This is a genomic window from Chryseobacterium sp. 1B4, from assembly GCF_036631475.1.
Taxonomy (GTDB): Bacteria; Bacteroidota; Bacteroidia; order Flavobacteriales; family Weeksellaceae; genus Chryseobacterium.
The window spans coordinates 106,062-131,316 of the sequence record NZ_JAPNUF010000009.1 but is presented as its reverse complement, the minus strand read 5'-3'; the positions used below and the strand labels follow the sequence as shown (position 1 = coordinate 131,316).

29 protein-coding genes and 4 pseudogenes are annotated in these 25,255 nt (G+C 36.6%); 21 read left to right on the top strand and 12 right to left on the bottom strand.

Annotated features, from left to right (window positions below; genetic code table 11):
- Positions 1-32: 32 nt before the first annotated feature.
- Genes OWR28_RS19770 through OWR28_RS19760 form a run of 3 tightly spaced genes read right to left on the bottom strand, consistent with a single transcriptional unit; the run spans position 33 to position 1,280 of the window.
- A complete protein-coding gene (locus tag OWR28_RS19770; RefSeq protein WP_332388184.1) occupies positions 33-290 on the bottom strand; it encodes a sensor histidine kinase in 258 nt (85 codons plus the stop codon).
- Positions 290-997 carry a histidine kinase dimerization/phospho-acceptor domain-containing protein gene (locus OWR28_RS19765; protein WP_332388183.1) on the bottom strand — a complete coding sequence of 236 codons (708 nt, stop codon included), beginning with the start codon at positions 995-997 and terminating at the stop codon, positions 290-292. The genes OWR28_RS19770 and OWR28_RS19765 overlap by 1 nt, the downstream gene beginning before the upstream one ends.
- Positions 981-1,280, bottom strand: a complete 300-nt coding sequence (locus OWR28_RS19760) for a hypothetical protein (RefSeq protein ID WP_332388182.1) — start codon at positions 1,278-1,280, stop codon at positions 981-983. Before OWR28_RS19760 ends, OWR28_RS19765 begins: the two co-directional genes overlap by 17 nt.
- 365 nt (positions 1,281-1,645) lie before the next feature.
- Here OWR28_RS19760 and OWR28_RS19755 point away from each other — a divergent pair.
- A pseudogene (locus OWR28_RS19755) lies at positions 1,646-1,924 on the top strand (carboxypeptidase-like regulatory domain-containing protein); the annotation flags it as partial.
- 777 nt (positions 1,925-2,701) lie between these two features.
- Here OWR28_RS19755 and OWR28_RS19750 read toward each other — a convergent pair.
- From OWR28_RS19750 to clpB, 9 genes and pseudogenes are all read right to left on the bottom strand, one after another.
- Positions 2,702-3,049: a M43 family zinc metalloprotease gene (locus OWR28_RS19750; RefSeq protein ID WP_332388181.1), complete on the bottom strand. Its 348-nt coding sequence runs from the start codon at positions 3,047-3,049 to the stop codon at positions 2,702-2,704.
- 8 nt (positions 3,050-3,057) lie between these two features.
- Positions 3,058-3,606, bottom strand: a complete 549-nt coding sequence (locus tag OWR28_RS19745; RefSeq protein WP_332388180.1) for a hypothetical protein — start codon at positions 3,604-3,606, stop codon at positions 3,058-3,060.
- A 335-nt stretch (positions 3,607-3,941) separates the two neighbouring features.
- The gene (locus OWR28_RS19740) at positions 3,942-4,946 is read right to left on the bottom strand and encodes a zinc metalloprotease (protein ID WP_332388179.1); all 1,005 of its coding nucleotides are present in this window, start codon (positions 4,944-4,946) and stop codon (positions 3,942-3,944) included.
- A gap of 248 nt (positions 4,947-5,194) precedes the next feature.
- Complete coding sequence (locus OWR28_RS19735; protein WP_332388178.1) at positions 5,195-5,836, bottom strand: response regulator transcription factor; 642 nt, start codon at positions 5,834-5,836, stop codon at positions 5,195-5,197.
- On the bottom strand, positions 5,833-6,564 hold the full coding sequence (locus OWR28_RS19730; RefSeq protein WP_332388177.1) for an ATP-binding protein: 732 nt from the start codon (positions 6,562-6,564) through the stop codon (positions 5,833-5,835). The genes OWR28_RS19735 and OWR28_RS19730 overlap by 4 nt, the downstream gene beginning before the upstream one ends.
- 32 nt (positions 6,565-6,596) lie before the next feature.
- A complete protein-coding gene (locus OWR28_RS19725; protein ID WP_332388176.1) occupies positions 6,597-7,241 on the bottom strand; it encodes a hypothetical protein in 645 nt (214 codons plus the stop codon).
- Between the two features lie 27 nt (positions 7,242-7,268).
- Positions 7,269-7,811, bottom strand: a complete 543-nt coding sequence (locus OWR28_RS19720) for a hypothetical protein (RefSeq protein ID WP_332388175.1) — start codon at positions 7,809-7,811, stop codon at positions 7,269-7,271.
- Positions 7,812-8,012: 201 nt separating this feature from the next.
- A complete protein-coding gene (locus OWR28_RS19715; protein ID WP_002981788.1) occupies positions 8,013-8,165 on the bottom strand; it encodes a hypothetical protein in 153 nt (50 codons plus the stop codon).
- A gap of 133 nt (positions 8,166-8,298) precedes the next feature.
- Positions 8,299-10,890, bottom strand: a pseudogene (gene clpB / locus OWR28_RS19710) (ATP-dependent chaperone ClpB).
- A 387-nt stretch (positions 10,891-11,277) separates the two neighbouring features.
- Between clpB and OWR28_RS19705 the strand changes: the two are divergent.
- From OWR28_RS19705 to OWR28_RS19605, 20 genes and pseudogenes are all read left to right on the top strand, one after another.
- A pseudogene (locus OWR28_RS19705) lies at positions 11,278-11,855 on the top strand (TetR/AcrR family transcriptional regulator).
- A gap of 170 nt (positions 11,856-12,025) precedes the next feature.
- A complete protein-coding gene (locus OWR28_RS19695) occupies positions 12,026-12,820 on the top strand; it encodes an AMP-binding protein (RefSeq protein WP_332388171.1) in 795 nt (264 codons plus the stop codon).
- 47 nt (positions 12,821-12,867) lie between these two features.
- Positions 12,868-13,254, top strand: coding sequence for a hypothetical protein (locus tag OWR28_RS19690; protein WP_332388170.1), 387 nt, complete (start codon positions 12,868-12,870; stop codon positions 13,252-13,254).
- An 85-nt stretch (positions 13,255-13,339) separates the two neighbouring features.
- A complete protein-coding gene (locus OWR28_RS19685; protein ID WP_332388168.1) occupies positions 13,340-14,425 on the top strand; it encodes a 2Fe-2S iron-sulfur cluster-binding protein in 1,086 nt (361 codons plus the stop codon).
- A 92-nt stretch (positions 14,426-14,517) separates the two neighbouring features.
- Positions 14,518-15,456 carry a 1,2-phenylacetyl-CoA epoxidase subunit PaaA gene (paaA, locus tag OWR28_RS19680; RefSeq protein ID WP_332388167.1) on the top strand — a complete coding sequence of 313 codons (939 nt, stop codon included), beginning with the start codon at positions 14,518-14,520 and terminating at the stop codon, positions 15,454-15,456.
- A gap of 110 nt (positions 15,457-15,566) precedes the next feature.
- Positions 15,567-15,848 (top strand): 1,2-phenylacetyl-CoA epoxidase subunit PaaB, encoded by a 282-nt coding sequence (paaB, locus tag OWR28_RS19675; protein WP_002981782.1) that lies wholly within the window; start codon positions 15,567-15,569, stop codon positions 15,846-15,848.
- Between the two features lie 88 nt (positions 15,849-15,936).
- On the top strand, positions 15,937-16,686 hold the full coding sequence (gene paaC / locus OWR28_RS19670; RefSeq protein ID WP_332388160.1) for a 1,2-phenylacetyl-CoA epoxidase subunit PaaC: 750 nt from the start codon (positions 15,937-15,939) through the stop codon (positions 16,684-16,686).
- Positions 16,674-16,949 (top strand): hypothetical protein, encoded by a 276-nt coding sequence (locus OWR28_RS19665; protein ID WP_332388159.1) that lies wholly within the window; start codon positions 16,674-16,676, stop codon positions 16,947-16,949. Before paaC ends, OWR28_RS19665 begins: the two co-directional genes overlap by 13 nt.
- Positions 16,889-17,407 carry an alpha/beta fold hydrolase gene (locus OWR28_RS19660; protein WP_332388453.1) on the top strand — a complete coding sequence of 173 codons (519 nt, stop codon included), beginning with the start codon at positions 16,889-16,891 and terminating at the stop codon, positions 17,405-17,407. Before OWR28_RS19665 ends, OWR28_RS19660 begins: the two co-directional genes overlap by 61 nt.
- Positions 17,408-17,502: 95 nt before the next feature.
- A pseudogene (gene paaD / locus OWR28_RS19655) lies at positions 17,503-17,966 on the top strand (1,2-phenylacetyl-CoA epoxidase subunit PaaD).
- Positions 17,967-18,129: 163 nt separating this feature from the next.
- Positions 18,130-18,930: an enoyl-CoA hydratase/isomerase family protein gene (locus OWR28_RS19650; RefSeq protein WP_332388158.1), complete on the top strand. Its 801-nt coding sequence runs from the start codon at positions 18,130-18,132 to the stop codon at positions 18,928-18,930.
- Positions 18,931-19,012: 82 nt separating this feature from the next.
- Positions 19,013-20,146: a 3-hydroxyacyl-CoA dehydrogenase NAD-binding domain-containing protein gene (locus OWR28_RS19645; protein ID WP_332388157.1), complete on the top strand. Its 1,134-nt coding sequence runs from the start codon at positions 19,013-19,015 to the stop codon at positions 20,144-20,146.
- 1 nt (position 20,147) lies between these two features.
- Positions 20,148-20,615, top strand: a complete 468-nt coding sequence (locus OWR28_RS19640) for a hypothetical protein (protein ID WP_332388156.1) — start codon at positions 20,148-20,150, stop codon at positions 20,613-20,615.
- Positions 20,616-20,630: 15 nt separating this feature from the next.
- The gene (locus OWR28_RS19635) at positions 20,631-20,939 is read left to right on the top strand and encodes a hypothetical protein (RefSeq protein ID WP_332388155.1); all 309 of its coding nucleotides are present in this window, start codon (positions 20,631-20,633) and stop codon (positions 20,937-20,939) included.
- Between the two features lie 9 nt (positions 20,940-20,948).
- Positions 20,949-21,350 carry a hotdog fold thioesterase gene (locus tag OWR28_RS19630; RefSeq protein ID WP_332388154.1) on the top strand — a complete coding sequence of 134 codons (402 nt, stop codon included), beginning with the start codon at positions 20,949-20,951 and terminating at the stop codon, positions 21,348-21,350.
- Between the two features lie 41 nt (positions 21,351-21,391).
- Positions 21,392-21,562, top strand: a complete 171-nt coding sequence (locus tag OWR28_RS19625) for a hypothetical protein (RefSeq protein ID WP_332388153.1) — start codon at positions 21,392-21,394, stop codon at positions 21,560-21,562.
- A complete protein-coding gene (locus tag OWR28_RS19620) occupies positions 21,559-22,086 on the top strand; it encodes a DUF6624 domain-containing protein (RefSeq protein WP_332388152.1) in 528 nt (175 codons plus the stop codon). The genes OWR28_RS19625 and OWR28_RS19620 overlap by 4 nt, the downstream gene beginning before the upstream one ends.
- A gap of 51 nt (positions 22,087-22,137) precedes the next feature.
- Positions 22,138-23,343, top strand: a complete 1,206-nt coding sequence (gene pcaF / locus OWR28_RS19615) for a 3-oxoadipyl-CoA thiolase (protein ID WP_332388151.1) — start codon at positions 22,138-22,140, stop codon at positions 23,341-23,343.
- A gap of 101 nt (positions 23,344-23,444) precedes the next feature.
- Positions 23,445-24,038, top strand: a complete 594-nt coding sequence (locus OWR28_RS19610; protein WP_332388149.1) for an acyltransferase — start codon at positions 23,445-23,447, stop codon at positions 24,036-24,038.
- Positions 24,039-24,403: 365 nt separating this feature from the next.
- Positions 24,404-25,231: an alpha/beta hydrolase-fold protein gene (locus OWR28_RS19605; RefSeq protein WP_332388147.1), complete on the top strand. Its 828-nt coding sequence runs from the start codon at positions 24,404-24,406 to the stop codon at positions 25,229-25,231.
- The last annotated feature ends 24 nt before the right edge of the window (positions 25,232-25,255 follow it).

Below are 25,255 nucleotides of genomic sequence, written 5' to 3'. Positions count from 1 at the left end.
AGTGCTGCCTGTATGAAGCTGGCTCGAAACCTCTATTTTTCCACCATACTTGTCAATGATTTTTTTACAAAATAAAGCCCCAGTCCAAGCCCTTTGCTATTGTGAATATTTTTGTTCTGTATTCTGTAAAATTTTTCAAAAATAGTATTCAGCTCCTTCGTTTCCATACCTTGTCCGTTGTCAGAAATTTCAATTTCCAGATGCTGAGAACGGGAGGTTAGATTTATTGTAATAACAGATGCTCCATATTTTACGCTGTTTTCACAAAGATTTTTAATAACAGTTTCCATCAGGTTTTTATCAAAAGGTAGCTTTTGTAAGATGGTGTTTTCAAATTTAAAATCTGCAGCAGGATAGGTAACCGCAAGATCCTGAATGAAAAATCCCAGTCTTTAGGTTGGATTTCGACTATTTCGTCAGGTATTTCGTCCTTATGAAGCTGAAACATCAGGCTTTCAAGACGGGAAACCTGGCGGTCAATAAGAGGAAGCGTTTCCGGATTCCATTCTTTTTTTAACGCTTTTGATGCTATTTTTAAAGTAGCAATCGGAGTTTTAAACTCATGTGAAATATTATCCACAATGTTGTGGAGAACTTCCACCTGTTTTTGCTGGGCAGCCAGATTTTTAACTGTAAAAATATACAGCATCAGAACAAAGGATAAAATCGCAATACAAGACAGAAAGAGCAATGCCTGTTCTTTGAAAACAATACTTTTAATATTTAATATTTCAATACTGGTTCTGCTTCTTACCAGGAAAACATTATTTTTTCTGGTCTTACGATTGATTTTTGAAGTTGAAGTTGTTTCCCATTTTCCCCGGCTTAAAATTTCGGGATTTATTATTTTGTTTTTCGTTTCATACAGTACAATGGGTTTGTCCAGAAGATTGATATTATCCGGCATGAAAGAAATAGACAGGTATTCTATTTTTACAGCAATTCTGTATCCTTCTTTTCTAAACATACTGTCAACATGATTACTGAATATTTCCATCGTCTGCTTTCTGTTTTCTTCGAAAAAATTCAGAAAATCTTTTTACTGATTTCCTTATTGTTGTAGCGGATGAAAAAAGATTGTAAAGAATCATCGTCAGTTTTTTTGCACCGCCGTTATCTTCCACTTCATCAGTGTAATCTCTGAGAGGAGACTGTATTGCCCTGTAGATTTCTCTCTCTTTTACCTGATAGGTTTTATACATAAAGTAAACCTGTATTCCCAGCAAAAGAAGGAACAGGGCGGCAAAAACCGGAATCAGAATTTTACTCTTGGCTATCATCGAAACAAAGATAAAGCTTTAACATTTTAATGAAATCGTATTTTTATCATTAACCTTTTATTAACCTGATGATTAGTGTTTTTTTTGATGATTTTAGAAAATTAAATCTGGATGTAATGAAAAAAGTATTCATTCTTATAAAAAGATATTTATAATCCTATAGTACCGGATAAGATAATCCCTTATCCATAAAAACATATTCCATTGATTTTAAAACCTGAATTTCCGGATTCAGGTTTATTATTTTTGAAGAAAAGAGATTAACCTATCATTAACCCATCGTTAACTGAAAATCTCCTGTTCAATGCAGAATTTTGTACCCATAGAACGCAATAACAGTCTTTGTTGGAGGATAAAAAATAACTATGTATAAAATTCTTTTTCTTTTGTGTTTTCCGGTTTTGATTCTTGCCCAGAAACAATTGCCTGGAGGAACAGTTGTAAACACTGAAAACGAAAAGCTGCCATCAGTAAAGCTGGAAGTGTATGATGTTCAGAATAAATTAATCAAAGAAGTAAAAACAAATGAAAACGGAGAATTTGTTTTGGAAGGTATTACAGAACGGAATGTAAAACTGGTGATTAAAAATCCGGGTTATTCTTTATTTGAGAGAAAGCTCGATCTGAATGAACCTGAACCGCTGAATGTTATTCTCCAAAAGGAGGCCCGGGAAATTGAAGGAGTTGTAATGACCGGGCGTAAACCCCTGGTAAAAAGAAAAGTTGACCGGCTGGAATTTAATGTGGAAAACAGTAATATTTCATCACTCAATGCCTGGGAAATCCTAAAAAATACCCCCAGTGTTACCATCAACAATAGTGTATTGAGTGTAAAGGGAAGCACGGGAATTCTCGTGACGATTAATGACAAAAAAGTAATGCTGGCAGGGGATGAACTCAAAAATCTTCTGGAAAATACACAGGGAGATGAGGTGAAGTCAATAGAAGTGATTACCAATCCGCCTGCAAAATATGAAGCTTCAGGAAGTGCTGTTCTGAATATTGTTCTGAAGAAAAATAAAATTGAAGGCTACCGGGGAATTCTCTCCTCCAAATATGTGCAGACACAATATGCGAAAGGTGTTTTTGGGCTTTCCCAATATTATAAAAAGGATAAACTCTCCCTTATGGGAAACTATTATAAAGGATTAGGGACTTACTACCGGGAAGGAACAGACTATGTGAGGTATCCGGAAAGCCAAACCCGATGGATCAGTACAATGAACAGGAAGGATAAAAACAATAATCAGAATACCCTGAATTTTAATGCGGAATATGAATTGGACAGCCTGACCAATATAAGCCTCAACTACTCAGGGTATTTTTCTCCAAAATCCTTCGGGATCTACAATGTTCCAACTTTGATTTATAATGAACAGGATATTGTAGAATCCAGCTATACTACAATTAATGATCATCGCTCAAGATCCATCAATAATTCTGTAAGCCTTCAGATAGACCGGAAACTGAACAAAAAAAGCATTTCCATAGTTAGGGCCGGGAGATGTAGGAGTGTCATTAGAATAATCTGTCTGGCATCCGGCATCAGATGACCCCCAAAGGTGTGGCAGGTTTAAATAGTGTCCTACCTCATGCGTTACAGTTCTTCCTAAATTGAAAGGCGCTGAAGCACCGGTTTTCCCTATATACTGATAACCGATGACAAGACCGTCATACCATTGTCCTGCATGTTCCGGGTAATAAGCGTAGCCTAAAGTTCCGGGCTGGCCATTCTCATCAAGAATTGAGTTCACGACCCAGATGTTCATATTTTTAGTCACGTCAGTAGCATCAATACCACCGGTACTGGCTTTTTCATCTCTTCAAGATCAGATCTCCATCCTGTTTTTGTACTTTGTTTGCGGTTGGTAGCTACCAGCTTGAAACGGATTTTTACATCACCTGCTGCTACAGGTTGAAATGCGGCCGGGATTTTAGTAATATCAGAATTGGTGCCGCCATAATCAGCATTAAGTACTGCAATCTGTTCTGCAATTCTTGCATCAGAGATATTTTGAGTGGAAGTATTATAAATTACATTAAAAACTACCGGAATTTCAACCGTTCCATCTGCAAGAACTTTTCCCAGTTTAAGATTTTCAGCAAATTTTTCAGTCCCGAATTCAATATCGGCTATTTTCTGTTTAAGTGCAGGGTTTTTCATGAGCATTGCCTGTCTGATTTCTTCTGATGGACAGCTTCTTTTAAGAGCGCTGGGAGCTGAAGTCTCCTGATCCGGAAGTGTTTCGTTTTGATTGGTTAGGCTGTCAGTGTTACATGCTGACATAAAGCCCAGGATCAGGGCTCCGATTAAGAATTTTTTCATATCGTTATAATACAATTTGGTTGTGGGCGTGAAATTATAGTATTTGAAATTGATATGCAAATTATTTTGAAAAATATTTAAATAATTTATATTTAAATAGTAATTTATTTACTTATATTGTAATTTAAACGTATTTTGATTGAATTTTAGTTAAACTGCTTTAATTGTTTTATATTTCACGCTTAAGTGTATTTTAATGTAAATAATTTTATGTTTTTGTTGAGAATTATAGAATATTTTTTACGGTGATTTAGGTGGCTGATGACACAATACGAGTATAAAAAATCTACCCTAAGGATTAGGATAGATTTTTAGATTATACTTTAAAATATCTTTTAATACACTCTTAATCCGGATCTTGCACCAGAAGAAGCTACTACAGACTGCATTCTTGTTTTCTGTCCTGCAGAGAACATAAACATAGCCGCATCATCTACATAGTCCATATAGTTCATGAACATTACAGATCTTTGTACACCGCTGCAGGTGTTGTATAACGGATAGGAAGGTTTTCCGTAATTAGCAGTAGTTTGTGTAGGAGTATCGCTTACCAGGTCATTTCCGCAATTGGCATCTCCCCAGATGTGTCTTAAGTTTAAGTAGTGGCCTACTTCATGCGTAGCTGTTCTTCCCAGGTTGAAAGGCGAAGAAGCTCCTGTTTTACCGAAAAACGGAGCAGCAATTACAACACCGTCATTCCATAAACCTGCAGATTCAGGGAAAGTTGCATATCCAAGAATTGTGCGTCCCTGGCTGGTCATTTTACCAACAACCCATAAATTTAAATAGTTAGTTGGATTAGTTGCATCAATTCCTCCTTTAGATGCTTTTTTCATATCATCATTAGTTGCCCAGCTTGTTTTTGTTGTGGATTTTCTAACGGTATTTACCAGTCTGAATTTTACTTTTGTATCACCGGAACTTACCGATTGGAATTCAGTTGGAATTTTGTTAACATCACTGTTGGTGCCTGAATAATCAGCATTCAATACGGCAATCTGCTCAGCAATTCTTGCATCAGAAACATTTTCAGCTGTAGTTTTGTAAATAACATTAACTATCACCGGAATTTCCACAGTACCATCAGCAAGAACTTTTCCCACTTTAAGATCGTTGGCAAATTTTTCTGTATTGGTTTCCAATGCCGCAAATCTTTGCTGAAGTTCAGGGTTTTTTTTCAATGCCTCCTGTCTGATTTCCTCGGAAGCACAGCCTCTTTGAACTAATCCTGCAGAAGTTACCGGTTCGTCAGTTGGATTTTCGTTTTGATTGTTAATGCTGTCATTGTTACATGCAGCCATTACAGTGAGCATAAAAGCTCCAAATAATAGTTTTTTCATATCAAAATCATTTAGGTTGAGGTTGTGAAATTATATTATTTGAAATTGATATGCAAGTATTTTTCTTAAATATTTAGTATTTTGTTAAAAATTTTATCATTTAGTTGAATTAATTTTAATTTTATTTAATAAGTTTTGAATTTTAATCAATTTGAGATTATGTTTATATGTTTTTGTTTTTTTTATGATTTTAAGTGAATTCTTTTCGCTTAAATTTAATTTATTAAATAAAATTTTCACGGTGGATCTTAATTTGCAAAACCGTTTTTAATAGCAAAAACTGCCAGTCCTACACGGGTTTTCAGATCCAGTTTTTCACATAGCTGGTCACGGTAGCTCTCTACGGTTCTTGGGCTGCAGCACATTCTGTCTGCAATTTCCTTATAACTGAGTTCGGTCACAGTGTATTTCAGGAATTCTTTTTCCCTGTCGGAAATTTTTACCGCGATTTCAGATTCCGTTTCTTTGTTAAGATTGGTAAATATAATTTTGGAAGCCCAGTCCGGATAAAAGAAGCCGTCAGTATTCAGCCGGGTAAGAGCGGTTTCCAGATCTCTTGGATGGGTGTTTTTTAAAAGATAGCCTTTTGCTCCGCTTTTAATCATCTTAATCACGCTGTTGTCATCTCCCTGCATGCTCAGAGCCATGATTTTAATGTTAGGATGGTTTTTTGTAAGCCATACTGCTGTTTCAAAACCATCCATGATCGGCATGCTGATATCCAGAAGAATAATATCCGGAATAGCATTCCCTTCTTCAAATTTTTGAATGAGGTCTTTGCCATTCTCACAGACATAGATGACTTCAAATTCATTGAAATTACCGATAATGCCTTCCAGGGCTTTTGCAATAAGTATATGGTCGTCAACGATTACGATGCTTTTTTTCATGATTGTTTTTTTAAGATGATATTAAGTTGGGTCCCCTCATTTTCCTTACTTTCCATACGAAAGCTGGCTCCTATGATTTCAGCTCTGTTTTTCATATTGGTAAGACCAATCCCGTTAGATTTGATCTGTGAAGTATCAAACCCGATTCCGTCATCACGGATGTCAAGTTCCCAAAGTATGTCTTCAGAAGTATTCAGAGTGATAAAAATATTTTTACAGCGGGAATGTTTTATACTGTTCTGAATGAATTCCTGCGTAATTCTTAACAGCATATTTTTATGAACAAAACCCAAATCCAGCTGTTTAAAATTATGCTCAAAACTGACTTTACACTTTTTAAAAGAATTGGTATTGTCTACTTCCTCCTGGATCAAAGTTACAATTTCCTTTTGGTTGATATTGTCATCCGTTAATGTTTTTGACAGGCTCCTCAGGTCTTGTAAAGATTGATTGATAATTTGTGAAACCTGATCTATTCTTTCACTTGCCTCCGGAACTTTGTTTTCATAAAGCATCTGCTGAACATAGAGACTTACCAGGGTAAGTTTCTGACCGATGTTATCATGCAATTCTCTTCCGATCTGCTGCATGGTGGCCTGCTGTATTTCTAGTTGAGTGGCCAGAAGCTCTCGCTGATGAATTTCATTTTTCATCTCGATCTCATTCAGGTATTCTTTTTTACGCTGCCTGTAGCTTCGTATATAGACTAATACTGCTGTTACAAACATTACAAAAAGTATGTTAAATAGAATGATAACGATTAAGAGCTCTGTTTTCCCCATATAAATGAACTTGCAAATAAAATATACATCACTGAAACTGAAATCAGAAAATAACTAAAATAAATGTCCCAAATTTCCTTGTATTTTACCAGGAGTGATAAAAATGCCATGAAAGGTAATGTTCCTATATATGATAGTGTAATCCCAAGATTAATATAAAACATTTTGTTTTTATAGAAATTGAGAATCTCCTGTGAAGTAATTTGTTTATAATACTCTAATATTACCAAAAGCATCAATATAAGGCAGCCAAATGTGTAGTTGAAAGCAAATACAATTTTACTTTTAGAAAAATACAATTCATTGGGAATAAAGGAAAGCAGGTATAAAATGGATATTATCCAAAATAATTTTGGTTTTCCTAAAGACTTTGCAGCATACAACCAGTAAAAAAATATGAACTGGATTGGCATTAAAAGGTAGTTATAGTATTGAGCTTTGGTAAAATTAGCAAAGCTTCCCCATTTGCCATAAGCTTCCCCAAGAAAAATAAATACCAGATAAAACACAAAAAGCTTCCAATATTGTTCTTTTAAACGGTTATAATGGAAAAGTGCTATAACTGCAGCAAGTCCTTCAGCCCAAAGCAGACTTTTTTGTGCAAACTCCTGGAATTCTGTCATACAGTGTTAAGTATAATATATTTACAATTAAAAAGACTGGCCTAAAGGAGCTTTTGGAGGTACAAGGATTCCATTATTTTCCCCAAGGCTTGTATCATCATCTTCTCCCGTGTTTTTAGAAAAATCATTGGTTTTCAGGTTGTTTAATGCTATAGATTTTCCTTCAGCACTTTGGAAAGGATTAAAATCATAATCAATAAGCTCTCCTGTTTCATTGGCTTTTTTTAATGTTGGGACCATTACTATAGTATGTCTTCCTGCATATTCAATCGGAACCGGGTGAGACTCCATAATAGACCAGTTTTCTTCCTTCGGATAAGCAGAATAATAAAATCTTACCCCTAAATCTTCTGTAGATGCAGCTGGATTGGCTTTGGCTGCCTCTGCTTCAATATTTGCAATGAAATTTTTCAATTTCGGAAGGTCAAACCAGATGGAATGTGCATCTTCTATTCCTAAAGCAGTATTAATAGCATTCAGGTGATTTTGGCGGTAATTGTTGATCAGAGCCTGGATGAGACTGTTTGACATTGTTCCAGGTTGCAGCGGATTGTTGGATTCTGTATTCATAGCTTAGTGTTTTGCAGATAAACTTAATTAAAATGCAAATCTCGGAAAAAATATGGTAGAAAATACACTTACGAATAGGGATTTATACTGTTATTTTTACCGTGTTTTTACGGATTGTAATAATGAAAGTAACTGATATTTATATTAATCGTGAATTTATATTATAAAAAACGGAGAAATATGTTTTTTCTCCGTTCTTGTCTAAATGCAGGGGTATTTTCTCCAGTCTCTGCAGATATATCCTGATGTGCAGCAAAGGTTAGGCGGGCAGTTCATGTTTTCATCGCACATAATGATTGGGGCAATAAGTCCGCCATCAATTTTCTTTAGATCATTTCTTTTAAGCTTTTTCATACTGATTCTGTTTTGTTATTGGCTTAATAAATATAATAATATTTCACGTAATAAGGAAAAATATATAAAATAAGTGCTGCAGAGTAATCTACAGCACTTATTCACAAAAATAATGTATATGAAAAAAACTATTTTATTGTTCGGTAGGTCTGAAAACCAAACCTGTTTCTTCAAAATAATCTAGAGTGATTCTGTCTCCATCATTCACATTTCCTGCAAGAATCTCTTTTGAAAGTTTATTTAATACTTCCTGCTGGATCACTCTTTTCAATGGTCTTGCCCCGAAAGCAGGATCGTAGCCTTTGTCCATCAGATAATCCACTGCATCCTGAGTGAAAGTCATAATGATGTTTCTTTTAGACAGCATTTCATTAAATCCTCTCAACTGATACTGAACGATTTTTCCGATTTCTTTTTTCTTAAAGGCTGGAACAGTACAATTTCATCAATTCTGTTCAGGAATTCCGGACGAAGGGTTTGTTTTAAAAGGTCAAAAACTTCTTCTTTGGTTTTATCCACAATTTCATCCTGATTTTCCTCCGTAAGATTTTCAAAATTCTCCTGAATCAGGTGTGAACCTAAATTCGAGGTCATAATAATGATTGAATTTTTGAAATTGACTACACGTCCTTTGTTGTCAGTCAGACGCCCGTCATCAAGAACCTGAAGCAAAGTGTTGAAAACATCCGGGTGTGCTTTTTCAATCTCATCCAGCAATACCACTGAGTAAGGCCTTCTTCTTACCGCTTCAGTCAATTGCCCGCCTTCATCATATCCTACATATCCCGGAGGCGCTCCTACCAATCTTGAAACACTGTGACGTTCCTGATATTCACTCATATCAATTCTGGTCATGTTGTTTTCATCGTCGAATAGAAATTCTGCCAGTGCTTTCGCAAGCTCGGTTTTACCCACCCCGGTTGTCCCAAGGAAAAGGAAAGAACCGATAGGTTTTTATCATCACTTAATCCGGCTCTGTTTCTTCTGATCGCATCTGCAACTGCCTGAATCGCTTCATCCTGTCCAACAACTCTGTGGTGCAGTTCAGTTTCCAGATTTAATAATTTATCCCTTTCAGACTGAAGTAACTTGGTTACAGGAATACCTGTCCATTTAGCAATTACTTCAGAAATATTTTCTGCGGTGACCTCTTCTTTGATCAGTTCATTCTGATGGTTCTGCATTTCAAGCTCAACTTTGCTGAGCTCTTCTTCCTTCTCACGAAGTTTTCCGTACTGGATCTCTGCTACTTTGGCATAATCTCCGGCTCTGGAAGCTCTTTCTGCTTCAAGTTTCAGAGACTCAATATCTTTTTTGATCTGTGTAAGATCTTCACTTTTCTGTTTTTCTTTCAGCCATTTCGCATTGATCTCATTTCTCTGCTCGGATATTTTTGCAATATCTTCTTTAAGGTGATCAATCTTGGTTTGGTTGCCTTCTCTTGAAATAGCGGCCAGCTCAATTTCCATCTGCATGAGTTTTCTGTCCAGCACGTCCAGTTCTTCCGGTTTGGAATTGATCTCCATTCTCAGTTTTGCAGAAGCTTCATCAATAAGGTCAATGGCTTTATCCGGTAAAAAACGGTCTGAAATATATCTTTGAGACATTTCCACGGCTGCGATAATTGCCTCGTCTTTGATTCTTACTTTGTGGTGAGCCTCATATTTGTCTTTAATACCACGAAGGATAGAAATAGCAGATTCAGTATCCGGTTCTTCCACCATTACTTTCTGGAAACGTCTTTCCAACGCTTTGTCTTTTTCAAAATACTTTTGGTATTCATTCAGGGTGGTAGCACCAATTGCTCTTAATTCTCCTCTTGCCAGAGCAGGTTTTAAGATATTGGCTGCATCCATGGCTCCTTCACCACCTCCGGCACCAACCAATGTGTGGATCTCGTCAATGAAAAGAATAATCTGACCATCCGATTTGATTACCTCGTTGACAACTGATTTCAAACGCTCTTCAAATTCACCTTTGTATTTAGCTCCGGCGATTAAAGCTCCCATATCCAGTGAATATAATGTTTTATCCATAAGGTTTTCAGGAACGTCACCGCTGATAATTCTATGGGCAATTCCTTCTGCAATCGCTGTTTTACCTACACCCGGTTCCCCGATAAGTATCGGGTTGTTTTTGGTTCTTCTGGAAAGGATCTGTAAGACCCTTCTGATTTCTTCATCACGCCCGATTACAGGGTCCAGTTTACCTTCTGCTGCTAATTCATTAAAGTTTTTAGCATATTTGTTTAAGGATTGATAGGTTTCTTCTGAACTTGCAGAAGTTGCTTTACTTCCTTTTCTTAATTCTTTGATAGCACCTTCCAACAGGTTTTTGGTTACACCCATATCTTTCAGCATCTTCGATACTTCAGAAGTGGTTTCCAAAAGTGACAGCCATAAATGCTCAATCGTTACATATTCATCACCCATTTTCTTGGCAATATTGGGTGCGTCCAGCAATACTTTGTTGGCTGATTGTGAAAGATAAATATTTCCTCCCTGCACTTTAGGAAGCTTTTCTAAATTTTCACGGTTGCGCTCTCTTACTAATGCAGCATCTGCTTCAGACTTTTTAATAAGAAAGGCGAAATATTTTCATCTACCTGAAAAATCCCTTCAAGGAGATGTTGGGGTTCAATACTTTGGTTGCCAAATTCCATCGCAACCTGTTGTGCTGCCTGGATGGCTTCCTGTGATTTTACAGTATATTGGTTTAAGTTCATATTGTATATATTTTTGGTAAGGATTCGTTCAAAGTTTAGTTTTAAAAAACATCAAGAAACCAAATTCTGAGGCTCAGTTTCTTAATGCCAATCAATTATTTAATCATTTAATCGATGACTGTATCGCAAAAACTGTTCAATTATTAAATTTATAAAAAATATAGACAAAATTTCCGGATTTTGCATTTTTAACGGAAATTTAACTTGACAAAATTTCCGATTTCGTAATTATTTATTTAAAATCTATGAACAAATAGTCATATCATGATTATAACAGCTTAATAACAGAGGATACAATACACAGGTTGAATTGGTTCGGATGATTATCTTTTATGATCAAAAAAACGAGCAGTTTAATTCAGAATAATTACTTTTGCATTTTACCAGATGGAACTAAAAGAAAAACAGAGAAAAATACTAGATGTAGCAGTAGAGCTTTTCAAAGAAAAAGGTTATATGGGAAGCTCGGTAAGAGATCTGGCTACTAAACTCAATATCAAAGCAGCATCACTGTATGCGCATATCCGTTCAAAGGAAGAAATTTTGGAATGGATTTGTTTTGGTATTGCCCAGGAGTTTTTCGATGAGCTTCAAGAGGTAAAAAATACAGATATTGCTCCGAAGGAAAAACTGAATCTGTTATTGGATAAGCACCTTTCCGTTGTTCTTAAAAACCGTGATGTTACCCATATCTATTCCAATGAATGGAAACACCTAGAAGAAAGGCTTCCCGAATTTGTTGCATTGAGAAAAACTATCAGCAGGAAGTGGAAGAACTGATTTCTGAGATCTACAAAGCTGAAAACTGGGAACTGAAATCACCTTCGTTTACGACGAGATTTATTCTTCATACCTTAAATAATTCCTATTTCTGGTTCAAAAGAAGCAGTGATTCCACAGATGAAATTACTGAAGAAATCAGAGAGAAAATTCTTTTCGGTTTGTTAGGAAACCAACATTCATAAGCCTTTGGCAAGAGAATCATTAATACATTTTACATTATACTTTTTACAAGAAAAGCATTGAGCTTTTATTCTGTTATTTAGAATCGTTCAAAATATGACAAAAGTCATAATAATTTTGCCAGCTTGCAAAATCTTTTTAAATTTACACCTAACAAATGTTAGTTAGTTTTATGGATTTTTCAGTTGAATATCTGGAGCTGGATCAGTTGAGACAGCTTCAATCCGGCCGGTTGATCACCCTGATCAGCTATTTGGAGGAGAAGTCGGAATTTTATAAAAAGAAATTTGATGAACTGCAAATATCTCCACAGGATATAAGGTCGATTGAGGATATCACGAAACTTCCCATTACTTACAAACAGGATTTAAGAGATAACTATCCGTTCGGATTATTTACAGTCCCTAAAAGCGAGCTTCAGCGTATTCACTGCTCAAGCGGTACTACAGGGAAACCGACTGTGGTAGGATATACAAAGGAAGATGTAGACCTTTTCAGTGAAGTAGTGGCAAGATCTTTATATGCTGCAGGTGCCAGATCGGGAATGCAGTTACATAATGCTTACGGTTACGGGATTTTTACCGGTGGATTAGGGCTTCATTATGGCGCAGAAATGCTTGGGATGAGTGTTCTTCCTATTTCCGGGGGAATGACGGCAAGACAGGTGGATCTGATTGTGGATTTTAAGCCGGAAGTAATCTGCTGCTCCCCATCATATGCTTTAACGATTGCGGATGAATTTGCAAAAAGAGGAATATCAGCAGATGAAATCAGTCTTCAATATGCGGTTTTAGGTTCAGAGCCATGGACTGAAATTATCAGGGAGCACATTGAAGAAAGATTAGGAGTTCATGCTACCAATATCTACGGATTAAGTGAAATTATCGGACCGGGAGTTTCCATGGAGGATTTTGAGGAAAAGGAGGGGCATATATCTGGGAAGATCATTTCTATCCCGAAATTCTAGACCCGATCACAAAGCAGCCGGTTCCTTTCGGGGAAGAAGGCGTGTTGGTGATTACAACATTAACGAAAAAAGCAATGCCGCTTTTACGTTACTGGACGAATGATATTACAAGCCTTTACTACGATGAAAATGCCAAAAGGACGATGGTGAAAATGAAACCCATTGTTGGAAGGGCAGACGATATGCTGATTGTAAGAGGAGTAAATGTTTATCCAAGCCAGATTGAAGATGCTTTCTCATATGTAAAAGGAGTGGTTCCTAACTATTACCTGACGCCTGTTGAGAAAGAGCACATGTGCATCGCTTTGGATATTGATGTTGAAATAGATGATGACCTCGTGAAATCTCAGAAAATAGAAGCCAATACCGATGATTATTTTAATTTTGTCGGAAACTTTGGAAAAAACATAGAAAACGAAATAAAAAACGGGTAGGCATCACTACAAAAGTGAAGGTTCATGCCCAGGACAGCCTGCCAAAATGCGAAGGTGGAAAAATTAACAGAATACTTAAAAAATAATGAATTCATTTTATAAACTTAAAACAGTTAAGGTTCAGAAAGACACTCCCGATGCAGTAAATGTAGCGGTGGAAATTCCTGAAGAGCTTAAAGATAAGTTCAGGTTCAAACAGGGACAGTATCTGAATTTCCGGATGATGATCAACGGGAATGAGGAAAGACGTTCTTACTCTATCTGTAATGCTCCCAGTGAAAAAAGCAATACACTGGAGGTATTGGTGAAATTGCTTGAAGGTGGAAAAGTATCAGGCTATTTCAATGAACATCTTCATATGGATGAAGTATTGGAAGTAATGCCTCCGATGGGTGGTTTCAACACATCTTATCATCCGACAAATGTGAAAACCTATGTTGGATTGGCAGCAGGAAGCGGAATTACTCCTGTTTTATCCAATATTAAAGAAAGTCTTTATCAGGAACCTAAAAGTAATGCTTATCTGTTCTACAGCAACAGAAGTATGAATCATGTTTTAAGAAGAGCTGAAATTGATAAGCTGGTAGAACAGTTCAACGGAAGGCTTAAAGTGGTTTATCTGGTAAGCCGTGAAAAGCACGAAGATCCTGTTTTTGAAGGAAGAATTTCTGCTGAAAAACTGGAGCAGTTATTTGAAAGATACGCAGATATTGATGTAAGAGAAGCAACTTATTTCATCTGCGGACCTTCAGAAATGATCAAAGGAATTGCAGATTATCTGAAAAAAGATAAAAAAGTTCCGGCTATCCAGGTATTGTTTGAATATTTCACTCCTCCTGATGAGGAAAATACGGAGGAAATGAGTGATGAATTCAAGGCTATTGCCAATATTGAAAGTATGGTAACGGTAATCATTGATGATGATGAATATTCGTTCCACCTTAACTCCAAAAAAGAGAGTATCTTAGATAAAGCATTGAAAGACAATCTTCCTGTGCCTTTTGCATGTAAAGGAGGAGTTTGCTGTACGTGTAAAGCGGAAGTTCTGGAAGGAGAAGTTTTCATGGAGAAAAACTACGCACTTACCGAAGAAGAAGTAGCCCGAGGCTATGTTCTTACCTGCCAATGTCACCCGACAACGAATGTGGTGATGCTTAATTATGATGTTTAATTTTTTGTAAAATGTAAAGTGTATAATGTAAAAAGTACATCGGAAATACATTGTACAGCCTACATTTTACTTTAGTACAAAAAGCAAAAGAAATGGACTTAGAAAAATTTGTTCAATACGTTCACGAAGAAAATAAAGTAGAGCCAAAAGATGTAATGCCTGATGATTACAGGAAATTATTGGTTCGTCAGATTTCACAGCACGCGCATTCTGAAATTGTTGGAATGTTGCCGGAAGCCAACTGGATCTCCAGAGCCCCTTCATTGAGAAGAAAAATGGCTCTTTTGGCGAAAGTTCAGGATGAGGCAGGTCATGGCTTATACCTTTACTCTGCTACCGAAACTTTAGGAGATGGAAGCATCAGAGCAGACAGAGATGCTACTTACGATGATATGCTGCAAGGAAAAGCAAAATACTCAAGTATTTTCAATTATCCTACCCTGAGCTGGGCAGATATCGGAGCAATCGGATGGCTGGTAGACGGAGCTGCCATTATGAACCAGGTAATGCTGATGGGAAATTCCTATGGTCCTTATTCAAGAGCGATGGTGAAAATCTGTAAAGAGGAATCTTTCCACCAAAGACAGGGATATGAGATCCTGATGGCGCTTTGCCGTGGTACCAAACAGCAGAAAGAAATGGCTCAGGCTTCGCTAAACCGTTTCTGGTGGCCGGCTTTAATGATGTTCGGACCTAATGATGACAGCTCGCCAAACTCTAAAATTTCTATGAATTACAGAGTGAAAAGAGAAAGTAATGACAGCCTTCGTCAGAGATTTATTGACGTTACCGTTCCTCAGGCTGAATTTTTAGGATTAACTATTCCTGATAAAGATCTGAAATGGAATGAGGAAAGACAGCATTACGATTTCGGGGAACTCCCTTGGGATGAATTCATGGAAATTCTGAAAGGAAACGGACCTTGTAACAAGAAGCGTATCGAGACCAAGAGAAAAGCTCAGAGAGAGAATGCTTGGGTAAAAGAAGCAGCAGTAGCTTTTGCTGAGAAACAACAAAAAGAAGTAATATAATAATGTAACAATATACCAATGTAGAAATGTAACAATCATTGTCATGCTAAGCTCGTCGAAGCATCTCATAGTTAAACTGGTACATTGATACATTGTTAAATAATTTGACTATGGCAAATTTAGATATGTGGGAAGTGTTTATTCAGACTAAACCGGGATTATCTCACAAACACGTTGGAATTGTACAGGCACCAACAGCAGAAATGGCTTTGCAGAACGCAAGAGACGTTTATACAAGAAGAAAAGAAGGAACTTCTGTTTGGGTTGTTCCAAGCAAATATATTGTGACTTCGGAAGGAGTGGATAAAGAAGCTTTCTTTGATCCGGCTGATGACAAACTATATCGTCATCCGACTTTCTACGAGATTCCTAACGATGTAAAAAATATGTAATCAATAAAGATTGTAAGATGTGAGATCAGATGCTAGACTTTTTTGTCAATCTGAAATCTTGTGTCTGAAATCTGAAATCTACTAAACAATGAACCCATTATATAATTATTTATTAAAACTAGCAGACGACAGTTTCATTATGGGACAGCGCCTGTCTGCATGGTGTGGTGAAGGACCTTACTTAGAAGAAGATATTGCATTGACAAACATTGCGTTGGATGAACTGGGGCAGGCGAATAACTTTTATGTGTACGCTTCAAGGGTGATTGATAACGGAAAAAGTGAAGATGATATTGCGTTTTTAAGATATGAGCACGAGTATCTGAACGCCCACTGGACAGAACTTCCCAATGAAGACTATGCACAAACGATTCTGAAAGTTTATGTTTTTGCAGTATATCAGAAACTGATGTATGAAGCATTATCGAATTCTGCTAATGAAGAATTGGCCGCCATCGCTCAGAAATCATTAAAAGAGGTAAGATATCATTATACTCACGCTGCTTCCTGGATGAAAATTTTTGCTCAGGGAACAGAAGAAAGCAAATTCCGTTTGGTAAAAGCTGTTGAAAATATCTGGGAATATACAAAAGGTCTTTTCGCGAAAACAGAAGGAGAGGAAGATCTTGCAGCTTTGAATATTGCTCCGGATACAGATGCTCTTTATGAAGAATTCCTTGCGATTACAAAGAAAGATTTTGCAGATTTCGGTTTAGAATATCCTGAAAATCCTTTCATGCAGCCAAAATCAAGAACAGGATATCACACGGAATATTTTGGATATATTCTTTGTGAGCTTCAGTATATGCAGAGAGCGTATCCTGGATGTACGTGGTAATAAATTATGAAGAAGCTGCTTCTTGGGATATTGGCTTTTTTCTTGCAGCATATGTGATACTTTGTGTTGGTATTTATTTCTATCAGGAGAAAATTATTTTTTATCCTGAAAAGTTACCGGAAAATTACAAGTTTACATTTGATGGTGATTTTGATGAAATACCTATCAAAACGCAGGATGGAAAGCATTTGAGTTCTGTTTTATTCAGAGCCCAAAATCCAAAAGGAGTCATTTTTATCTTCACGGAAACGGAGGGTCAATAAAAGACTGGGGAGAAGTAACTCAATTATATCGGAGCATGAACTATGACACGTTTATGCCTGATTACCGGGGCTATGGAAAAAGTGAAGGTAAAATCAGCAATAAAGATCAGCTTTTGTCGGATGTTGATACTGCTTATAAAGAACTTTTGAAACGATATCCGGAGAATAAGATTATTATTTTAGGGTATTCTGTAGGAACAGGACTGGCAGCAAAACTGGCGTCAGAGCATCATGCAAAATTGCTTATTTTACAGGCTCCATACTATAGCACAGAAGATGAAATGAGTCGGAAATTCTCATTTCTTTCGAAGTTTTTACTGAAGTATAATTTTGAAACCGGTGAATATTTAAAAACAGTTAAGTCACCGATAATTATTTTTCATGGTGATAAAGATGAGGTTATTAATTACAAGGCATCTTTAAAACTTAAAAATAATTTTAAAAAGATGATAGCCTGATTATATTGAAAGATCAGTATCACAACGGCATAACAGATAATTTAGATTATCAGAAAGCAATGAAAAGAATCCTTGATTCTGATAAAAAATAAAATATGAATCAGCTTTTAGATTTATTAAAAACAATTCCCGATCCGGAAATTCCGGTGATTGATATTGTGGAATTAGGAATTGTAAGAGATGCACAGGTTACAGGTGAAAATACCTGTGAAGTGATCATTACACCTACTTATTCTGCCTGTCCCGCTATGTTTACCATTGAAGAGGATATTATCAAAATGATGAAAGAAAACGGATGGGAAGCAAAAGTAGTGACCAAGATGTTTCCGATCTGGACAACAGACTGGTTAACGGATGAAGCGAGAGAAAACTTCGTGCGTACGGAATCACGCCTCCCGAAAAAGGAGCAGACGAACACCACATCGGGAAACCGAAAAAATGTCCGCGTTGCGGTTCTGAACATACCAAGCAGATCAGCAGATTCGGTTCTACATTGTGTAAGGCCTCTTATCAATGCTTGGACTGCCTGGAGCCTTTTGATTATTTTAAATGTCATTAATAATGCAATAACTGCAAACAATGAATTAACCATAGCCCATCAATAAAATTGACGAATATGCAGAGCATAACGATGGTATTGTTAGATTGTTAAAATCTTAGGTGGTTACATGAATTTATATTGTTAAATTAGTGCGTTGTTAAATAATAAATTAATAAAAACTATGTATACACAACTCGATATTGAAACGCATTTTGACGGAAAGCTTAAAATCGCATATCTTAATCAACCGGAAACGATGAACGCCCTTACAAAGCCGGCTTTATCAGATCTCAGAGACTTTGTCAAAGAATGCAGTGAAGACGAAACCGTAAGATGTGTTGCCATTTCCGGAAGAGGAAGAGCGTTCTGCTCAGGTCAGAATCTGGATGAAGCTTTTGTGGTAGGAAAGGAACACCATGATCATGACATCATCAGAAAAATTGTGGTAGACTATTATAACCCTTTGGTAATGGAAGTTACCCGTTGCAAAAAACCGGTTATTGCTTTAGTAAACGGTCCAGCAGTAGGAGCTGGGGCTATGCTGGCTTTGATCTCTGACTTTGTTTTGGCGAATGAAAAAGCCTATTTTGCCCAGGCATTTTCAAATATCGGTTTGATTCCAGATACAGGAGGAACGTACTTTTTACCGAAGCTTTTAGGTAGACAATTGGCCAACTATTTAGCATTTACAGGTAAAAAATTATCTGCAGAAGAATCTAAAGCTTATGGTCTTGTAGCAGAAGTTTTCAGTGAAGAAGAATTTGTTCCAAAATCTATGGAAATCCTTGAAAGAATGGCAAACATGCCGACAGCAGCCATCAAGCTTACTAAAAAAGCATTTGCCAATTCTTATAACAATACCTTGAAAGAACAACTTGAACTGGAAGGAGATCTTCAGCAGGAAGCTGCAGAAACAGAAGACTTCATCGAGGGTGTAAACGCCTTCTTACAAAAAAGAAAACCTAATTATAAAGGAAAATAAAAAGATTGTACAATGTAGAAAGTAAAATGTACCATGTACACAAATCAATACTTTTTACATTGTACATTTTACATTGTACAAAATGAAAAATATTGGAATTATCGGTGCCGGAACAATGGGAATCGGCATTGCACAGGTAGCCGCAACGAACGGATGCAAAGTATGGGTGTATGACGCCAACGCAAACCAAGTAGAAACGGCAACGGTAGGTCTGGAAAAAACACTCACCAGATTGGTGGATAAACAAAAAATTTCGGCAGAGAAAATGACTGAAATTTTAGCTAATATTTCCATTGCTACAGAATTGAAGGATTTCAAAGATTGTGAGCTGATTATAGAAGCTATTATCGAAAACAAAGAGATCAAAACCAAAGTGTTTACAGAGCTTGAAAATTATATTTCAGAAAACTGTATCCTTAGTTCCAATACCTCTTCTATCTCTATCACCTCTCTTGGTGCAGAACTAAAGAAACCGGAGCGTTTCATCGGAATTCACTTTTTCAATCCGGCTCCATTGATGCCTTTAGTGGAAGTTATTCCATCCTTATTAACAGAAAATACATTAGCAGAAAAAATCTACAACCTCATGAAAGAATGGGGGAAGACTCCTGTTATTGCCAAAGATATTCCAGGTTTTATTGTCAACAGAATTGCCAGACCTTATTATGGGGAAGGCTTAAGAATTGTTGAAGAAAACATCGCAACACCAGAACAGGTGGATGATGCCATGAAAATTTTAGGAAACTTCAAAATGGGACCTTTTGAATTGATGGACCTTATTGGGGTTGATGTAAACTTTGCCGTAACAACTACCGTTTACAAAGATTATTTCTACGATCCGAAATACAAACCATCATTACTTCAGCAAAGGATGTCTGAAGCCAGACTTCACGGCAGAAAGACGGGAAAAGGTTTCTACGATTACAGCGAAGGAGCAGAAAAACCTGTAGCTCAGAAAGACGATGCTTTATACCAGCAGATCTTTTTAAGAATTATTTCCATGCTGATCAATGAAGCTGTAGAGGCTAAAAGGTTAGGAGTTGCCAATGACGAAGATATTGAACTGGCCATGCAGAAAGGCGTAAACTATCCAAAAGGTTTATTAAGCTGGGGGAAAGAAATAGGGTATGCAAAAATATCCGAAACCTTACAAAACCTTTATGAAGAATATCAGGAAGAAAGGTATAGACAAAGTCCTTTGTTGAAGAAAATGTAATATGAAATATTTTCCTGAAAGATATGATGAAATAAAATCTTTACACTCTGTTGAAAAGATTTTATCAAATATAAATAGCAATAGTGAGAAAAGTTATTCTCTAACAATGAATCGCACTAATAAATTTTTAAGAGGATATACAGAGAAAAATTTTTTTAAAGTAATAAGTGCCGAGGTACCATTGGGAGCTTTATGTGTTTTTGAAGGTCAATTGTTTCAAAAGGAACATGAGACAATAATAAAGTTGAATTCAAAATTTCATAGAACTTTTAGAATAATGTTATTTGTTTGGGGCATTCTTCCGGTTTTTGCGATAATTGTTAATTGTTTTCAAGCTGGAGCAATAGCATTAGCATTATTATTACCAATTGCTATGCTTTATACAATAATCTATTTCGTAATTAAATTTTATTTCAAAAAATCTTATGAAAATGGAATTAAAGATTTGAATAGGATTATTAATAAATAAAATTAGGTCATTATCATGAATATAGATGAATTCAGGGCAGAGCTGGAAACCAGGCTTTTAATTGAGAAACAATATTTAATTCAGGAAGCCTCCTCTGTTGATGAACAGGAAAGACTTGAGTTACTCGGAAAGTTTAATGAAAAATATAAAGAGCTGATCAAAAGATTAGCCAACGAAAATGGAATTGATTTAAACGCATCCTATCCCTCTGAAAATTCATCAGACTCAGAACATCTTTCCTATGAACAGATCATTCTGGGTAAAACAATGAATGTTTACGACAGATTATCCGATGGGCTGTATGAAGAAATAACAAACATATAATTAATAGAAATGAATCCAAAACAAGTTGCAGATTATATGTTCAATCAGGATTATTTTTCCCAGTGGATGAATATCAAAATGATTGAAGTAAAAGAAAATTACTGTTTACTGGAAATGCCGATCAAGAAAGATATGCTGAACGGCCTTAAAACAGTTCATGGCGGAGTTACGTTTGCGTTTGCAGACTCGGCACTGGCATTTTCTTCCAACAATACCGGAGATGCTGCTGTAGCATTGAACTGTATCATTAATTTTACCAAAGCAGGAAAAGAAGGTGATGTTTTCAGAGCAGAAAGTGTTTTGGTCAATGATACGAGGAAAACAGCTGTTTATGACATTCAGATTACCAATCAAAATAAGGAGCTGATTGCAAAATTTGTAGGAACAGTTTACAAAATAGGAAAAAAGTAACCGACTTATAAAACCTAATACCAAACACCAGATTAACCAAAATGAGAAAAATATTGATGTTACTTTTTGGGATTTCAGCGCTTCTCGTTAATGCCCAGCAGAAAGTGAACGAAGTGTTGAAAAAAGAACTTGATGCTATTATGAAGGTGGATCAGGGGTATAGAATGCTTTTTGATACTGCGATCACTCCCGAGAAAAAGAGCAGCTGTTGAAAGATCTGAATATTGACCAAGAAGAATTCAAAAAGAAAAACTGGATGTTGGTGGCAGAACACGATAGTCTGAACATCCAGAAAATTGAAAATATTATTGCTCAATATGGCTATCCGGGAAAAACACTGGTAGGAGAACCTGCCAATCAGGCGGCCTGGTATGTCATCCAGCATTCAACAAAAATTGGAAAATATCTGCCTCTCATTAAAGAAGCTGGAAAAAAGAAGGAAATTCCTTTCACCTGGGTTGCTATGATGGAAGACCGTTATCTGATGCAGCAAGACAAAGAACAGATTTATGGAACACAGGGAAAAGGTGAAATGACAAAAGATAAAGATGGAAAGCAAGTCTTTGTCAGTTTTGTATGGCCGGTAAAAGATCTCAAAAATGTTAATAAAAGAAGAAAAGAAGCAGGCTTCGATTCTACTCTTGAAGAAAATGCCAAAAGAATGTTCGGACCAGACTTTAAATATGAACCTTACACTTTAAAACAGGCTTTAGAACTAAGAAATAAAAACAAATAAATCCGGTATTGTTATACTGTTACATTATCAGATTGTTATATTAAAATAATTATGAACAACGTATACATCATAGACTATGTCAGAACTCCCATCTCAAAACTGCAGGGAGGATTATCAGAAGTAAGAGCCGATGATCTTGCTGCTATTGTGATCAAAGAAGTGGTAGCAAGAAATCCAGAAGTTCCTGTTGAGGAAATTGAGGACGTTATTTTCGGATGTGCCAATCAGGCGGGTGAAGATAACAGAAATGTAGCAAGAATGGGGCTTTTACTGGCTGGTCTTCCTTATAAAATTGGTGGCGAAACGGTCAACAGACTATGTGCTTCAGGAATGTCTGCGGTAGCCAATGCATTCCGTTCCATTGCTGCAGGAGAAGGAGAAATTTATATTGCAGGAGGGGTGGAGCATATGACGCGTTCTCCGTATGTAATGTCAAAACCCAGCGCTGCTTTCGGAAGAGACAGCCAGATGTTTGATACCACTTTCGGATGGCGTTTTATCAACCCTAAAATGAAAGAAATGTATGGTGTTGACGGAATGGGAGAGACCGCTGAAAATTTAGCGGATATCCACCAGATCAACAGGGAAGATCAGGATAAATTCGCCCTTTGGTCTCAGCAGAAAGCTACTAAAGCTCAGGAAAGCGGGAGGCTGGCAGAAGAAATTGTAAAAGTGGAGATTCCTCAGAGAAAAGGCGATCCGGTCATTTTCGAAAAAGATGAATTCATTAAACCGTCTTCATCTATGGAAGGGTTGGCAAAACTTCGTCCTGCTTTCAGAAAAGAAGGAACGGTAACTGCCGGAAATGCTTCAGGAATGAATGACGGTGCAGCTGCTTTGATTTTAGCAAGCGAAGAAGCAGTTAAAAAATATGGTTTAAAACCAAAAGCAAAAATTCTGGGATCTTCAGTAGCCGGAGTTGAACCAAGAATTATGGGAATCGGTCCGGTAGAAGCCACTCAAAAGTTGTTGAAAAGATTAAATCTATCCCTTGAGGATATGGATATCATCGAATTAAACGAAGCATTTGCAGCACAGGCACTGGCTGTAACCAGAAGTTTAGGTTTAAAAGATGACGACACAAGAATAAATCCGAATGGAGGTGCCATTGCAATCGGTCACCCACTTGGGGTCTCCGGAGCAAGAATTGTAGGTTCTGCGGCCATAGAACTGCAGAAACAGGATAAAAAATATGCATTGTGTACCCTTTGTATCGGTGTCGGACAGGGATATGCAATGGTAATCGAAAAAGTGTAGCTTTTTAAATAATGTACAATATAACAGTTTATCAATGTAACAATATTGAATCTATTGCTAGACTGTTATATTGTTACATTGGTATATTAAATTAAAATTCTATGAACATCTACTCATACCACGGGATTCGTCCCATTATAAAGCCATCTGCTTACATTCATCCGCAGGCAGTTATTATCGGGAATGTAGAAATAGGTGAAGAAGTATATATTGGTCCCAATGCGGTAATCCGGGGCGACTGGGGGAAAATTATCATTAAAGACGGAGCTAACGTACAGGAAAACTGTACCCTGCATGTCTTTCCAAATATAGAAACTATCCTGGAAGAATCTGCACACATCGGACATGGTGCGATCATTCATTCAGGACACATCGGAAAAAACTGTCTGATCGGAATGAATTCTGTGGTAATGGACAAAGCCTATATCGGTGATGAAAGTATTGTGGGGGCATTGGCTTTTGTACCGGCTAATTTCAGATGTGAACCAAGAAAATTAGTGGTAGGAAGCCCTGCGAAAATTATCCGTGATGTTTCCGATGAAATGATTCACTGGAAAACAGAAGGAACTAAACTATATCAGGAACTGGCAAGAGAAGGGAAAGAAGCTATTCTGCCTTGTGAGCCGTTTACGGAATATGTTCAGCAGACTCCGACTAAAATTGTGGATTACAGTATCTGGGATGATATAAAATAAGTATACAAGAAAACCTGTTAGGTATAATAGAAAGGAGCTCTTTTTCTGAATGCGGTAAAACGAAAGAAAATATCAGATGAGAAATATTTATTGAAGGCTCTCCATTACATCCATAATAATCCGGTTAATCACGGATTTGTAAATAAAATTGATCAATGGAAGCATTCTTCATATAATTCATATTTGAATCCTGAAAAAGAAAGTAAATTGAACAGAAAGGAAATCATGCAGTATTTTGATTCGGTAGAAGTTTTTAGAAATTATCATCAATCTACTATTGAATATGACTTTTTAAATTTTGAATAATGGCTAATAATTAAACCTAACGGGTTTTTAAAACCCGTTAGGTTTAACAAAAAATAAATATGATTAAAAAAATTGCAATTGCATGCAGCATAATGTTTGCGGTGGTGTGTACGTTTTCAGCACAGACTGTTGCTACAAAACCGCTTACAATAGGAGAAGTAAGGACCATTAAGTCCAAAACATTAAATGAAGACAGAACACTGAATATTTATCTTCCGCAGGGATATGATAAAACAAAATCATACCCGGTAATCTATCTGCTGGATGGAAGTATAAACGAAGACTTTATTCACGTGACAGGATTAGTACAGTTCTTTAATCAGATGTATTCCATGCCGGAAACTATTGTAGTGGGAGTGGCTAATGTAGACAGAAAAAGGGACTTTACTTTTCATACGGATTTAAAAGACTTACAGAAAGATTACCCTACAACGGGACATTCTGATAAGTTTATTGAATTTATGGAAAAGGAGTTAAAACCATATGTTGAAAGCCAGTTCAAAACTACAGATAAATACCTTTTCGGTCAGTCTTTGGGTGGACTTCTGGCAACAGAAATCCTTTTGAAAAAACCGGAAATGTTTGATAACTATTTTATCATTAGCCCAAGTTTGTGGTGGGATGATGAAAGTCTGTTAAAACAGGCTCCACAGCTGCTTTCAAAATCTTCGGATACTAAAAAATTCGTTTATGTTTCCGTAGGGAAAGGAGAACATCCTGTGATGGTGAAAGATGCTGAGGCTTTCTATGATGTTTTGAAAAAAGCAGGAAAGAAAAACTGGACATTAGAATATAAAATGATGGAAACAGATAATCACGCAACCATTCTTCACAGAAGTTTATATGAAGGATTGGTGAAAATGTTTCCTTATCAGGAACCGAAATAAAAATAAATGTAACAATATACCAAT